The organism is Marivirga tractuosa DSM 4126, from assembly GCF_000183425.1.
Taxonomy (GTDB): Bacteria; Bacteroidota; Bacteroidia; order Cytophagales; family Cyclobacteriaceae; genus Marivirga; species Marivirga tractuosa.
Genome location: NC_014759.1, coordinates 3,779,025 through 3,792,768 on the forward strand (window position 1 = coordinate 3,779,025; position 13,744 = coordinate 3,792,768).

At 34.2% G+C, this 13,744-nt stretch carries 16 protein-coding genes; 9 read left to right on the plus strand and 7 right to left on the minus strand.

Annotation, left to right across the window (positions count from 1 at the left end; genetic code table 11):
* Window positions 1–150: 150 nt before the first annotated feature.
* From FTRAC_RS16030 to FTRAC_RS16060, 7 genes are all read left to right on the plus strand, one after another.
* Complete coding sequence (locus tag FTRAC_RS16030; protein ID WP_013455322.1) at window positions 151–1,095, plus strand: outer membrane beta-barrel protein; 945 nt, start codon at window positions 151–153, stop codon at window positions 1,093–1,095.
* Between the two features lie 557 nt (window positions 1,096–1,652).
* On the plus strand, window positions 1,653–2,237 hold the full coding sequence (gene hisH / locus FTRAC_RS16035; RefSeq protein WP_013455323.1) for an imidazole glycerol phosphate synthase subunit HisH: 585 nt from the start codon (window positions 1,653–1,655) through the stop codon (window positions 2,235–2,237).
* A gap of 4 nt (window positions 2,238–2,241) precedes the next feature.
* Window positions 2,242–2,958, plus strand: coding sequence for a 1-(5-phosphoribosyl)-5-[(5-phosphoribosylamino)methylideneamino]imidazole-4-carboxamide isomerase (gene hisA / locus FTRAC_RS16040; RefSeq protein ID WP_013455324.1), 717 nt, complete (start codon window positions 2,242–2,244; stop codon window positions 2,956–2,958).
* Window position 2,959: 1 nt separating this feature from the next.
* Window positions 2,960–3,715 (plus strand): imidazole glycerol phosphate synthase subunit HisF, encoded by a 756-nt coding sequence (hisF, locus tag FTRAC_RS16045; RefSeq protein WP_013455325.1) that lies wholly within the window; start codon window positions 2,960–2,962, stop codon window positions 3,713–3,715.
* Window positions 3,716–3,740: 25 nt separating this feature from the next.
* Window positions 3,741–4,337 carry a bifunctional phosphoribosyl-AMP cyclohydrolase/phosphoribosyl-ATP diphosphatase HisIE gene (gene hisIE / locus FTRAC_RS16050; RefSeq protein WP_013455326.1) on the plus strand — a complete coding sequence of 199 codons (597 nt, stop codon included), beginning with the start codon at window positions 3,741–3,743 and terminating at the stop codon, window positions 4,335–4,337.
* Window positions 4,338–4,356: 19 nt separating this feature from the next.
* Window positions 4,357–4,779: a hypothetical protein gene (locus FTRAC_RS16055; RefSeq protein ID WP_013455327.1), complete on the plus strand. Its 423-nt coding sequence runs from the start codon at window positions 4,357–4,359 to the stop codon at window positions 4,777–4,779.
* The gene (locus tag FTRAC_RS16060; protein WP_013455328.1) at window positions 4,779–5,204 is read left to right on the plus strand and encodes a hypothetical protein; all 426 of its coding nucleotides are present in this window, start codon (window positions 4,779–4,781) and stop codon (window positions 5,202–5,204) included. The genes FTRAC_RS16055 and FTRAC_RS16060 overlap by 1 nt, the downstream gene beginning before the upstream one ends.
* On the opposite strand, the gene FTRAC_RS16065 is transcribed toward FTRAC_RS16060, so the two are convergent.
* Genes FTRAC_RS16065 through FTRAC_RS16075 form a run of 3 tightly spaced genes read right to left on the minus strand, consistent with a single transcriptional unit; the run spans window position 5,201 to window position 7,971 of the window.
* Window positions 5,201–5,878 carry a nitroreductase family protein gene (locus FTRAC_RS16065; protein WP_013455329.1) on the minus strand — a complete coding sequence of 226 codons (678 nt, stop codon included), beginning with the start codon at window positions 5,876–5,878 and terminating at the stop codon, window positions 5,201–5,203. The genes FTRAC_RS16060 and FTRAC_RS16065 overlap by 4 nt on opposite strands.
* Window positions 5,878–6,618: a 3-deoxy-manno-octulosonate cytidylyltransferase gene (gene kdsB / locus FTRAC_RS16070; RefSeq protein ID WP_013455330.1), complete on the minus strand. Its 741-nt coding sequence runs from the start codon at window positions 6,616–6,618 to the stop codon at window positions 5,878–5,880. The genes FTRAC_RS16065 and kdsB overlap by 1 nt, the downstream gene beginning before the upstream one ends.
* 6 nt (window positions 6,619–6,624) lie before the next feature.
* A complete protein-coding gene (locus FTRAC_RS16075) occupies window positions 6,625–7,971 on the minus strand; it encodes an NfeD family protein (protein WP_041649927.1) in 1,347 nt (448 codons plus the stop codon).
* Window positions 7,972–8,392: 421 nt separating this feature from the next.
* Here FTRAC_RS16075 and FTRAC_RS16080 point away from each other — a divergent pair, with 421 nt between their 5' ends.
* Both FTRAC_RS16080 and FTRAC_RS16085 read left to right on the plus strand, forming a co-directional pair.
* On the plus strand, window positions 8,393–9,889 hold the full coding sequence (locus FTRAC_RS16080) for a muramidase family protein (RefSeq protein WP_013455332.1): 1,497 nt from the start codon (window positions 8,393–8,395) through the stop codon (window positions 9,887–9,889).
* A gap of 2 nt (window positions 9,890–9,891) precedes the next feature.
* Complete coding sequence (locus FTRAC_RS16085) at window positions 9,892–10,674, plus strand: TIGR02757 family protein (RefSeq protein WP_013455333.1); 783 nt, start codon at window positions 9,892–9,894, stop codon at window positions 10,672–10,674.
* 206 nt (window positions 10,675–10,880) lie between these two features.
* Here FTRAC_RS16085 and xseA read toward each other — a convergent pair whose 3' ends face one another.
* The 4 genes from xseA to FTRAC_RS16100 all read right to left on the minus strand — a co-directional run bounded on the left by xseA (window position 10,881) and on the right by FTRAC_RS16100 (window position 13,645).
* Window positions 10,881–12,128, minus strand: a complete 1,248-nt coding sequence (xseA, locus tag FTRAC_RS16090; protein ID WP_013455334.1) for an exodeoxyribonuclease VII large subunit — start codon at window positions 12,126–12,128, stop codon at window positions 10,881–10,883.
* Window positions 12,128–12,304 carry a hypothetical protein gene (locus FTRAC_RS19840; protein ID WP_013455335.1) on the minus strand — a complete coding sequence of 59 codons (177 nt, stop codon included), beginning with the start codon at window positions 12,302–12,304 and terminating at the stop codon, window positions 12,128–12,130. Before FTRAC_RS19840 ends, xseA begins: the two co-directional genes overlap by 1 nt.
* Complete coding sequence (locus tag FTRAC_RS16095) at window positions 12,304–13,227, minus strand: universal stress protein (protein WP_013455336.1); 924 nt, start codon at window positions 13,225–13,227, stop codon at window positions 12,304–12,306. The genes FTRAC_RS19840 and FTRAC_RS16095 overlap by 1 nt, the downstream gene beginning before the upstream one ends.
* Window positions 13,228–13,300: 73 nt before the next feature.
* A complete protein-coding gene (locus tag FTRAC_RS16100) occupies window positions 13,301–13,645 on the minus strand; it encodes a DUF202 domain-containing protein (RefSeq protein WP_245545984.1) in 345 nt (114 codons plus the stop codon).
* Window positions 13,646–13,744: the final 99 nt, after the last annotated feature.

A 13,744-nucleotide genomic window follows, 5' to 3' on the forward strand; every position in this document is an offset into this window, starting at 1 on the left:
AAACAAAAAATGAATTGATTTGTAACTATAATACAAAACAAAAAACATTTAATAGTGATGAGCTTTATGTTTTTGAAAATTATTTGGATAAAGTCTATCCTTTATGATATATTCTAAAAAAATATTTATATTTGTTATTGGAAGAATTTTATGAAGAAACTCCTAGTCATATCGATTTTATTATTTCTAGCGCAAGATATCATTGCGCAAAGTTTCTATTCCAATAGAATAAATAGACGTTGGTTAGCTACAGGAGGCCTTGGATATGCACGTTCATTAGGTGATTTGACCAATCCAGGTTCATATTTTGACACAAAATTTAATGTTGTTGGAGGATTACAATATCGATTTACGAACAGAGTTCAAGCTGGTGTAAATCTTATGGCATTTCAACTTTCTGGAGATGACCAAGATATAGATCCTGAATTGAATACAAGGTCAAGGGGTTTGTCATTTGTATCGAATAATTTAGAATTAAGCGCAACCGCCACTGTTTCACTTTTCCCTACCCCCACTAGGTTTACTCAGCGTAAAATGATAAATCCTTACGCAACAGTTGGAGTAGGATTATTATTATTTGATCCTAGAGCTGAAGTACCTGAATATTTACGAAATCAAACAGGAGATACATTGAGAGCTGTTCCTAGGGCTGGAGAAATGGTTTCCTTAAGGCAGTATCAAACTGAAAGACCTAATACTTATGGGCGCTTTGCATTTGTTATACCAGTAGGAGCAGGAGTTAGAGTTAAAGTTACCGATTTCATGGATGTTTCTGCTGAGGTTAGTAATAGAATTACTTTTACCGATTATTTAGATGATGTCAGTGGTAGAGGGTATCCAGATTTGGATCAATTCGATTGGCAAAATAGTGATCAAGAAGCAATTGCTGCGGCCTTATCAGATCCAACTGGTAAAGGAGAAATAAGGGGTAATCCTGATAGTGATGATTATTATTTAATATTTAATATTAAAGCAGAATTTTATATTCAAGGAGAATTGCTAAATAGGATATTTAGTCCTGGAGGTAAACGATATAATATTAAACCAAAAAGAGGCCGGAGAGGCGGTGGTCTTTTTAACAAAAGAAGATTTTAATGAAAAGGCTGGTTTTGCTCCAGCCTTTTTTAGTTATAAGTGTACTACTGGTAGATTTATATGAATCTAAAATCATAGCCAACCATTATGCTTCCAGCATCTGATGCTGTGTTCCACCTTAAGTCAAATCTATCCTTGTAATTTTAATACCTACTTTGTTTTGACTGTACCTATCCACAGTTGAATTACTATATTCTATATCTAAAAAAGAGGTTATATATTTTCTTTTTTGCTAAAATCTCTGTTTAGTTTATTGGGGTTCTTCCTATTTAAGGATTTGTATTTTACTTTGTTTGTTTTTTTTGGCGGTTAAATTTCAAAAGTAGGTAAATCATTTTCAAGGTTCACTTATATTGAATCTAATCTTTAAAAAATAAAATTCGAGCTTCGTCAAAATATTGTCATGGGTTAAGAATACAATTAGTAACTTGCAGTTTTTAGTGAATTCTTACTGGGAAGGAGAAAAAATAGGGATTAAAAGGAAGCTAAAATAATAGATTAAAGATAATGCCTTCCAGTTTAAGATGTATTAAATGCGCTAATCTATAAAACTATAAATGAAAGTAGCTATAATAAAATATAATGCTGGTAATATTAAATCTGTATTATTGGCATTAAAACGATTAGGTATAGAAGGGAATTTAACGGATAATCCTGATGAGATTTTAGCAGCAGACCGTGTAATCTTTCCTGGTCAGGGAGAGGCAAAATCAGCTATGAAATACTTGAAGGAAAGAGGATTAGATAAAGTGATTCAATCTATAGAAAATCCTTTTTTAGGTATTTGTTTGGGATTACAGTTGCTGTGTAGTCATTCTGAAGAGGGAGATACAGAATGTTTAGGGATTTTTGATGCTAAAGTGAAGAAGTTTCCCAGTAAATTAAAAGTACCTCACATGGGTTGGAATACTGGAAGTATATCGGATGATGTTATTTTTCAAGGAATAAAATCACCTGCATATTTCTATTTTGTACATTCCTATTATGCTGAAATTTGTGATCAAACAATTTCACAAACGGAATATATGTTGCCATTCAGTAATGTATTAAAAAAAGATAATTTCTATGCGATTCAGCCACATCCCGAAAAAAGTGCAGAAGCAGGAGAACAATTTTTGAAGAACTTTTTATTCGAATTATAATATTATGCATATAATACCAGCCATTGATATCATAGATGGAAAATGTGTTCGCCTTACCAAAGGGGATTATAACCAGAAAACAGAATACAATGATCATCCACTAGCAGTTGCTAAAGAATTTGAAGCAGCTGGAATCCAGAGATTACACTTGGTGGATTTAGATGGTGCTAAAGCAAAAAAGGTAGTGAATTTGGAGGTGCTTAAATCCATTTCCGAGAATACTAATTTAACTATTGACTTTGGCGGTGGAGTTCAAAGTACTGAAGATTTAAAAGCAGTATTTGATGCTGGTGCAAATCAGATAACCGGAGGAAGCATAGCCGTGAAAAACGAGCCTCTATTTACTGAATGGATAGAAGAATTCGGGGGTGAAAAAATCATATTGGGCGCAGATGTGAAAGGTGAGCACATTGCTATTCATGGATGGCAAGAAAGTTCTGAAAGGCATATTTTTGATTTCTTAGAGCATTATCTTAAAAAAGGATTAAAATATGTGATTTGCACAGATGTTTCGAAAGATGGAGCTTTAGAAGGCACTTCTAATGAACTTTATCAACATATTTTGGATAGATTTCCTGAGGTGCAATTAATAGCCAGCGGTGGAGTAAGTAACATAAAAGACTTACAAATTTTGGAAGAGATGAAGGTTTACGGTGCTATCGTTGGTAAAGCTATTTATGAAAAGAGAATAAACTTATCAGATTTAAAGCAGTTCCAATAATATGCTTACAAAAAGAATAATTCCTTGTTTGGATATCAAAAATGGTCGCACCGTCAAAGGGGTAAATTTTTTAGAGTTGAGAGATGCTGGTGATCCAGTTGAATTAGCTAAAATTTATGCAGAGGAAGGAGCAGACGAGTTAGTGTTTTTGGACATTACCGCCACTAATGAGAAAAGAAAGACATTGATAGAGTTAGTGGAAAAAGTAGCAGAAGCTATCAATATACCCTTTACAGTTGGAGGGGGAATTAGTACAGTAGAGGATGTTTCAGTGCTTTTAGGAGCTGGAGCAGATAAAGTATCTATTAATTCAGCAGCCGTTCGAAATCCGCAAATCATCAAAGAAATGGCGGATGAATTCGGCTCTCAATGCATAGTGGTGGCAGTAGATTCCAGAAAGGTAGGGGATAAAAATATAGTTCACACCCACGGTGGTTCAAAACCTACTAAGTTAGAAACTGAAGCTTGGATTCAACAAGCTGTTGACTTAGGTGCAGGTGAAATTCTATTAACCTCAATGGACCACGATGGAACTAAAGCTGGTTTTGCCGATGAATTATTATCTAAAATCTCATACTTGGTGAATGTTCCCGTGATTGCTTCAGGCGGGGCAGGGAATATGCAACATTTTTGTGATACCTTTACAAATGGAAAATCCGATGCTGCTTTAGCTGCCAGCATATTTCATTTCAAAGAAATTGGAATTCCGGAATTAAAAACATTTTTAAAGAGTAAAAATATACCTACAAGAATCTAATGTTTAGATTTTAATATTATTAGTTATGCAAAAACCCGATTTTTCAAAAGGTGAAAATGGTTTGCTACCAGCCATCATTCAAGATTCTATAACAGGCAAAGTCTTAATGCTGGGCTACATGAATGAAGAGGCATTGGAAAAAACCCAAACAACTGGAAAAGTAACGTTTTATAGCAGATCAAAGCAAAGACTGTGGACAAAAGGAGAATCTTCATCAAACTTCCTGCACTTAGTAGATATTGTTTTGGATTGTGATCAGGATACTTTTTTAATTAAAGCCAAACCCGATGGGCCTACTTGCCACACTGGCGCAGATACTTGCTGGGATGAGAAAAATGAGAGCATTGGTTTCATTAATCAATTGGAAGAAGTGATTGAAGAACGTAAGAATGGAGAGGATGAAAAGTCTTATGTGAAAAGCTTATTCGATAAAGGCATTAATAAAATTGCTCAAAAAGTGGGAGAAGAGGCTGTGGAAGTAGTGATTGAAGCTAAGGATGACAGTGAAGAGTTATTTCTAAATGAATCAGCTGATTTATTATTTCACTATTTAATTCTATTACAAGCTAAAGGATATAAATTACAGGATGTAGTGAAAATATTGGAAGGCAGGCATCGTTAAAAGAGAAAAATAAGCGGGTATGAAAATCAGTTGTTTACGTATATTTTTGCTATTGTTTTCGCTTTCGTTTTTTTCTTGTGAAGAGGATAAATTGAATTCTGCCGAATGTGATGGAAACCTATTTTGTACTAAAGAATTCAGAACCATCTCACTTGAAATTACTAACCAAGAAGGTAATCCAATAGTATTAGATGATTTCTACACCTTTTATGATTCTAGGAAAAAATTTGAATATGAGTTAAATGATATTCAAAAAAGGCAGGGAATATATCCTGTACTTACTGATGCCGAAATGGATGAGGTAGAGAAAGAAGGAACTACTTTGATTTTTGTAGGAGAAAAAGATGGTCGAAATATTGTGGAACATCAAATGGTGATTGGACATGATTGCTGTCATGTTATTTTAATTGAAGGAGAAAGTAAAATTGTAATTGAAGGATAATGAAAAATCTATTGATGTTATTTTGTTTTATTTCAATGGCAGCTACTTGTCAGGATAATAATTCTGGTGCTAAGAATAAGAAAGAAAATCCGTGTGATCCGGATATTATGTGTACTATGGAATTCCGAATTATTAACTTAGAAATTACTGATAATGAAGGGAAAGTAATTGTACTAGATGATTTTTATAGTGAAATAGATGGAGAGAAAATTGAAATTCCAGATGATGTTTATGAATCTAAGAATGGCATTTACCCAGTAGCTACTGATGGGCAAATGGATGTATTAGATTTTGATGGAAATGAAGTGATTTTCTATGGTATAATCAATGGTGAAACTGTAGTGGAGCATAAAATGAAAATAGGTAAAGATTGTTGCCATATTCTGCATATAGAAGGTGAAAAGAAAATCACAATCACTCTTTAACTATAAAATTCTGCAATTTCATTCAATCCTTTTCTATCCAGCTTAGGCACATAAGTCTCCTCCGCAGGATAACCAACTGGTAATAATAAAAAGGGTCTTTCATTTTTTGGTCTTTCCAGAATTTCAGATAAAAAATTCATTGGACTGGGCGTATGCGTTAGGGTAGCCAAACCCGCTTGGTGGATGGCGGAAATTAAAAATCCACAAGCTATTCCGACTGATTCATTTACATAATAATTGGTTTTCTTTTGTCCTTCTTCCTCATCATAGATTTTTTTAAATACCACTATGATATAGGGGACAGTTTCCAAAAATGGTTTTTCCCAATCCGTGCCAATGGGTTCCAAATCTTTTAACCATTGATCGCTCATCCGATTTTGATAACTTTCATATTCCTCTTTTTCTGCTGCTTCCCGTATTTTCTTTTTTAAGTCAGGATTAGAAATGACACAGAAAGTCCAAGGCTGTTTATGTGCACCTGAAGGAGCAGTTGCTGCTGTTTTTACAATGTTTTCTATTATTTCTTTTGGGATGGATTTACTAGAAAATTCACGGACAGACCTTCTTTTGTTCATGGATAAATAAAATTCCTCACTTCTCACTTTCAATGTTTCAATAGCTGCATTATCAAATTTTAATTGAATATGAGGGTGACCTTTTATTACTTTTTCCATTATAGTTGCATTTGTTTCAAAGCTTTCTCCACATCTTCAGGGGTATCAATTCCTACTGTTTCTATAGGAGTAATTGCGGTTCTTATTCTGTAACCGTTTTCTATCCATCGCAATTGCTCTAAAGATTCGGCTAGCTCCAAAGGTGTAGGGGAAAGGGTGACAAGTTTAGCAAGTATATCAACCCTGTAGGCATAAATCCCAATATGCTTATAGTGTTGATGGCTCTTCATCCAATCTTCGGTTGGGATGTTTCTCATGTGAGGAATAGGAGATCGAGAGAAATATAAGGCTAATCCGCTGTCCGCTTTGAGGGCTTTAATAACATTTGGGTTTTGAAGGTCTTCTATATCATCTATATTTTTAATCAGAGTCGCAATTTCAGTCTTTCTATTAAGAATACTAGCTAATAAATCAATTTGCTTTGGGTCAATAAAAGGTTCGTCACCTTGGATATTGATTACAAAATCATAACTATCATTTACTAATTTTAGAGCTTCATGACATCTTTCTGTTCCATTTTTGTGATCGGGACTAGTCATATATACTTCGTGCCCCAATTCTTTTACGTGTTCAAAAATACGGTCATCATCAGTGGCTACTACCACTTTCTTCAGTGCACTACTTTTTTTGCATTGTTCTACGACTCTTTGAATCATGCTTTTGCCTCCAATATCAACTAAAGGCTTTCCAGGAAATCGGGTTGAGCCATATCTGGCTGGGATAATTCCAATTATGTCCATATTTTCTTAGTTTTCAGCTTTTTTCACCTTTAAGCTTGTGCCACTTTCATCTACTACCACTATTTTTTCTCCTTGATCTAAATATTCTCCTCTTGTATTAGCATCATATAGTTCCCCGTCTATTTCAACTTTTCCGCTAGGTCGAAGAACTGAAAAAACGGTTCCTGTTTTACCCACTAAACCAGCTTTAATAAATCTTGAAGAATAGCCTTCTGTTTTGGCTTGAACTCCTTGTAGTGCTACTTTTTTGAAGAAATTACTATTAGTTAATCGCACTCCTCCAATAAACATCAAAATTATGCTTCCAAACAAACCTGTTAATGTAGTAAGCAGTGCTCTTGTGATGTTTTCACTCGGTACAAATTCAAAATCAAACATTTCGTTATTCAGCATCATAAATACCAAAGAACCTAAAGTCAGAATTAAACCTAGTATTCCAAATATACCAAAGCCGGGGATAACAAATACTTCAATGGCTATTAACACTAGTCCAATTACAAAAGCTAAAATCTCCCAATTTTCTGCTAATCCATTCAAATAATAGGGTACTAAATAAAGAACCAATGCTATGATGGATGCCATAATAGGAAAACCCACTCCAGGGGTTTGCAACTCAAAATATATTCCTCCTATAATAATGAGGATTAAAATTCCACTAATAAACGGGTTGATAAAGAACGAAATGATGGATTCAGTACCGCTTACTTCATAGCGATGTACTTTTGAGCTATCTAAATTTAAGTAAGTTAATAATTCAGTGGTGTTGTTAAATTCTCCTTCGCAAAATCCATGCTTTATGGCCTCGGAGGTTGAAAAGGTTATAACTTCCCCAGCTTTGGTGATGCCTTCTATCTCAATTTTCTCATCCACCATGGCTTCTGCAATTCTAGGGTCTCTGCCTGAAGCTTCAGCAGTTGATCTCATAATAGACCTCATATATGATTGATATTTATCTGGAGCAGCCTCACCAGTTTGATTTACTACAGTTGCAGCGCCTATGCTACCTCCAGGTGCCATATATATGCTGTCACATGCAATGGAAATTAATGCACCAGCTGAAGCTGCATTGTTATCAATAAAAACGTAAACAGGAATATCTAAATTTAGAAGGGCTGAACGAATTTCATCAGCATCATAAAGAGCACCTCCATAAGTATTCATCTCAATTAAAATATGTGAGGAATTCCTTTCTTTTGCTTCTTGAAGTGCTAATTCAACATATCTATTGGTTCTGACATCAATCTGATCCTTAATTTCCATTATGAAGACTTCCTGCTTTACATCCGTTGAATCAGCAAAAATTGAGAATTGAATTATTCCCAGTAGTAATAAAATAAAAGCTACTCTTTTCATGTGCATTCGTGATTCCTCATTTGCAATATGGAACTTCAATTTAAATTGATCTCTTTACTTCCTTTTATTTTCTTCATGATATAGCTGATTTTATAAAATCAATATCAGGATAAAAATTATGGATCAATTTAAGGTAATAGTAGTTAAGCTACAATATTATGCAATGACATTTTAAATATTTTCTATGAAGTTAAATTAATGAACGATTTATATTGATATTTCTCTTTGCTTTTTCTTCGAAAACCGATCCTGAAAAGCCTTTTTTAACAAAAAAGAATTAAATTTATTTTAAACAGCTGTTTTTATAATTCGTTAATTGAAATCACGTTTTCTTTAATGATTTGAGAATTAAAATTCAGTTTTATTTTACTTATCATTACATAATAACCATTTTTGTAAAGCAATCGAATACCCTAAAAGCATGAAGATAAAATCCTTATTCATCTGTCTATTTTTCGTTTTCACTTCCTTAATTTCTGCAAATGCTGCCGTTATTGATTCTGTAGGTATTAAAGTTATAGATGGAGAAAAATATATCATACATAAATTAGAACCAAAGGAAACACTTTACTCATTAGGAAAGCGCTATCACGTTTCTGTGGCTGAAATACAAGAGGTGAATCCGCAAGAGAAAGATGGGTATAAAATAGATCAAATAGGTCGTGTGCTTTTAATTCCATTTAAGGAAGAAGAGTTTGTTTCGTCTACTGACATAAGCCCTCAACAGAGCAATGCTAAGCAACATACAGTTGAGGCTGGAGAAACCATTTACTCAATTTCAAAACAATATAATGTTAGTCAAGAAGACATTAAGAAATGGAATGACTTGCAATCGAGTACTTTAAATATTGGACAGAAATTATGGGTGAGTAATCCTTCTCGATTCCCATCAGGTACAAAGGCTGCTGACAAGAATGTAAAAACTGAAAGTAGAAATAAGATTACACATATTGTAGATTTAGGAGAAACCATTTACAGTATTTCTAAGCAATATGATGTTAAACAGAGCGATATTATTGAATTGAATGGTTTAAAAGATAATAATATTGCTGTTGGTCAGAAATTGATTATTAAAGCTGGAAAACAGGAGAAAGTAATTGCTGAAGTAGCGAAAACTAAGCCGGACGAGCAGAAAAGAGAGGTTAAATCTTTTCATAATGCCAAAAAAGGAGAGACTTATGATATAGTGGCTGAAATGTACGGTTTGAAAAAAGCAAAACTGAAGAAATGGAATAATTTCAAAGAACCATTTGTAGGAGGAGAGGTTATTAAAATTGTGCCGCCAGTTACAGAGACAGAAAATACTGCAAATCCTGTTTCAGAAACTGGAACAGTTGAGGTTGATGAATCAAGAATACATACTGTTGAGTCTGGGGAAACATTATACAGCTTGTCTGAAAAGTACGGTGTAGAAGTGGAGGATTTGAGAAATTGGAATAGCTTAAGTAATTACAAACTGAGTTTAGGTCAGAAATTATACATACAGAATCCTGATGCTTTGATGGCAGATGTTGAAGTTGATGAGCAGAAAAAAGAGCAAGTAGTTTTTGAGGAGCCTAAAACAGAAATATCTGAAAATCCTCAAAAACAAGATACTAAAGCCTATTTTTCTGTTGACGAGGAGGATATGCCTAAAATTGATAAGATCAAGGAAAAAGGAGTGGCAGAAGTTATTGAAGGATCAGAAGGCACTGAAAAATATTTAGCTTTGCATAGAACTGCTAAGATTGGCACCATCATGCAAGTGAGAAATGATTTGAATGATCAAATTGTTTTTGTGAGGGTCTTAGGGAAATTGCCTAATACTGGAGTTGATGAAAAAGTGATTATCAGAATCTCCAAAAAAGCATTTGAAAAGCTAGGTGGAGTGGATTATAAATTCCCAGTTGAAATCAGTTATCTTCCGCTGAAAGATTAAGAATGAAGGATTTGGAGGAAGTAAAATCCTTATTGGATGAAAAATATAATCTGTATAATCGTCCTGATTTCATTGCAGATGATCCAGTCAGCATACCACATTTATTTAAGAAAAAGCAGGATATAGAAATTTCTGCTTTTTTTGCTTCCATTTTAGCTTGGGGACAGAGAAAAACCATTATTAATAAATGCAAAGAGTTGATGGGGATGATGGGCAACAGTCCCCATGAATTTATCTTAAACCATTCTGAAAATGACTTGAAAGACTTGATGCATTTCAAGCATAGGACTTTCAACGATATTGACACCCTTTATTTTATTCATTTCTTTAAAGAATTTTATCAAAAGCATGATAGTTTAGAGGAGGCTTTCCTGTTAGGCAGATCATCTGAGAACGGATTCATGAAAGAAAGCCTGATTGCTTTTCATCAATTCTTTTTTGCATCAGAATTAGCCCCTCAAAGAACCCGAAAACACATCGCCACACCTGAAAGAAAATCAGCTTGCAAAAGAATCAACATGTTCTTGCGCTGGATGGTAAGGCAAGATGATAGAGGCGTAGATTTTGGAATCTGGCAGAAGATAAAACCCGCAGATTTAATTTGCCCTTGTGATTTACACGTTGATCGAGTAGCTAGAAAACTAGGCTTAATTCAAAGAAAGCAAACCGATTGGCAAACTGCAGAGGAGTTGACCCAAGCCTTGAGAAAAATGGATCCTAATGACCCTGTGAAATATGATTTTGCGCTTTTTGGGCTGGGGATTATGGAAGGATACGGGAGATAATTACGAATTGGGAATTTTGGAATTACGAATTTCTTTTGGTTAGTATGCTAAGAGTACTGGGTGAACTGAATTAGGTAATAAGTATTAAGTTTTAGGTTTTAAGTAAAAAAAATCTACCGCTTGCGTCTTATCAGGGGTAATTTCTTGTTCCTTTGAAACATTTACTACTAGTAAATTAAGAGATAGGTTCTATATTCAAACTGAAATCACTTTTTCCGTTTTCCAACAGACTCAACCTTACTTTTAATTTCCTGATTAGCAGTAATAGTCTTCAGTTCATCGCCTTTTTTTAATTTCTGTCCCATTATACTTTTACCGTTCAGGCTAGTGTAGGAATAACCTTTTTTGAAAACTGTATCGGGATTTATTAATTCGAGTGTTTTTTGGTAAATCTCTAATTTCTGATGCGTGTTTTGGAAGCTTTTTCGAATATCATATTGCATTTTCTGCTGATAACGGCTCAATTGATTTTCAGCTTTGTTGAAATGCTTTTTCAAGGCATAGCGCATTGAATGTTTTCGGTCATTGAGCTTATGTTGCTCTCTTTCCACTTTTTGGTTGAGGTAAGCCAATATGTTATTGGTAGCCAAATTGAGTTTTTCCTCATAAATCCTCATGCCTCTAATCAAAAATTCAGCTACTGCAGTGGGAGTTTTTAATTTGGTATGTGCCACTAGGTCACAAATGGTTTCATCTCTTTCATGACCAATTCCTGTAAAAACTGGTATAGGAAATTGCGCAATATGAGCGGCTAATTCGTAATCGTCAAAGCAATCCAAATCAACTTGAGCACCACCACCTCGAATTAAAACCACTGCATCAAAATTTTCCATCTGCTCATGGATTTGATGTAGTGAGGAGATAATGGTTTGTGCTGCCTTATCTCCCTGCATAGTGGCTACAAATAACTGGGTCTGTAATTTATATTCATAATTGTTGTCTAAGATTTGATTCATAAAATCACCATAACCCGCTGCAGATTCAGCACTGATAATGGCAATGCGCTGAGGAACCATAGGCAGAGGATGGCTTTTGTTCATTTCAAAAACGCCATCCTCTTTCAGTTGGGCAATAATTTCTTGCTTCTTTCTGGCTCTTTCGCCCAAAGTAAAATTGGGGTCAATATCTTTTACATTTAGGCTTAAGCCATATACTTCATGAAATTGTACCTGAATATTTGCCAAAACAGTCATTCCAGCTTTTAGGCTTTCCCCAGTGATGGATTGAAACCAAGCGCTTATGCTTCTATAGCTGTATGACCAAATGGTTGCTCTGCTTTTGGATAACAGTTGATTACTTTCTTCATCTTTTTCAACAAATTCCAAATAGCAATGTCCGTTGCGGGCTTCTCTTAACTCACCTATTTCTGCCACGACCCAATAGGAAGGTTCCAACTGAGTATTAAGCGTATCTTTAATTAATAAATTGAGGTCTGTAAGAGAAATGTGCTGCATTAGGGTTGCACGTTTTGGATATTTTTAACTACATCTTTTATGATGAAAAAAAGCACTACGGCAAAGCTGACTATAGAAAACCAGAACATAAAACGTTTATTTGCATAAGGAACTTCTTCATCACTTTCTTTATCGGCAAAAAGCCAGCCGTAGAATTTCTCTATGGTTTTACGCATTACAATTCTTTTAAAAATTCTAAAAATCCTGCGTTTTTACCTTTTGGCCTCACGATCATCAAAGGTATATCATTATCTAACTGGATTAGCCTTTCCGCAATACTTCCTAGGAAGAAAGCTGTTGTTGCGGTACGTCCTTTTGCTCCAATAATGATAGCGTTTGCGTTAATTTCATGTGCTTTATCAATCATATCAGTTGTCACATCTTCATTGGTATCCTGAGAGTAAACAGCTTTTAGTTTAATGCCTTTGGTATCAATTGAGTTTATGAATTTTTTATAGCTTTTAACTGCATTTTTTTTCATTACCTCGGTGAATTCTTCGAAAGTTTTTCCAGTATAGTGATATCCTGTTGGTACTGTAAACACATTTTGAACAGTAATTTCAGTAGAATTATCATTAAGTTGGGCAATATTAATAGCTTCTTCTAATGCCAATTTAGAATGCTCTGAGAAATCACTTGGTACCAATATTTTATCCATTTTTGGAGTGGTTCCTTCAGGAATAATCAAAAGACTACATGCGGCACGTCTTGCCAATCTTTGAGAAAGTGCACCGCTTTGTTCAGCTTTTTCCCTTCGACCCATGACGATTAAATCGATGTCTTTTTCTTTGGTGAATTTTAAAATGCTATCAGCAATTTTACCTGTCACTACATTAAAATGGAAATTGGCTTTATGCTTACCAGAAATGAATTTTTCAAACTTCTGTTCCATTTCATTTTTTCTTTCCTTGATGACATTATCGACCATGTCAGGAAATTCTTTCAATACATCTTTAGGTATATGAAGGTTTTTAATAACATTCACAAAATGAACATCTTCCACAGCTGAAGCTTTTGCCAAAAAGTCAGCAAATTCTACCATGGTTTTGTCTAAATCACTTAAATCTAATCCTATTATTACTTTTTTAATTGGGTACATAAGGGTATAATCTGAATTCGGTTACAAAGGTACAAACACTAATTTCCAAACTAATTAAAAATCAAAATAAAAATTATTCATCATCTTGCTTTTGCTCTTCTTCAAATGGCTTCATAGAATCCTCGTCATAAAACTTTTGGAGTTTTCGTTTTAATTTGAAGTAACGAATTAAGCCATATATTATCATCAGAAAACTAATTCCAAAAGATAGATAAGCTAGCCATTGTATATTTTGCAGGCTTTCCATTTTTAAGAAGGCAATTCCACCTAGAATTAAATATAGGCTAGTTCTAATGTAAGCGAATAATGTCCTCTCATTTGCCAAGGTGGTTCTTTCTAAGGCTAAAAAGTCTCTTAAGATGATTTTCTCCCTGTTTTTGTAATCAGGGACTATTTTAGGCATTCTTAGTTTTCTCATTACATTAAAAAGTTGAGCTCAATTAAATTACTTTACTCGTTTTATTGATTTATCGCTAATTATTTTACTTATTTTTATGAAAATTGTTCATTTTTATTA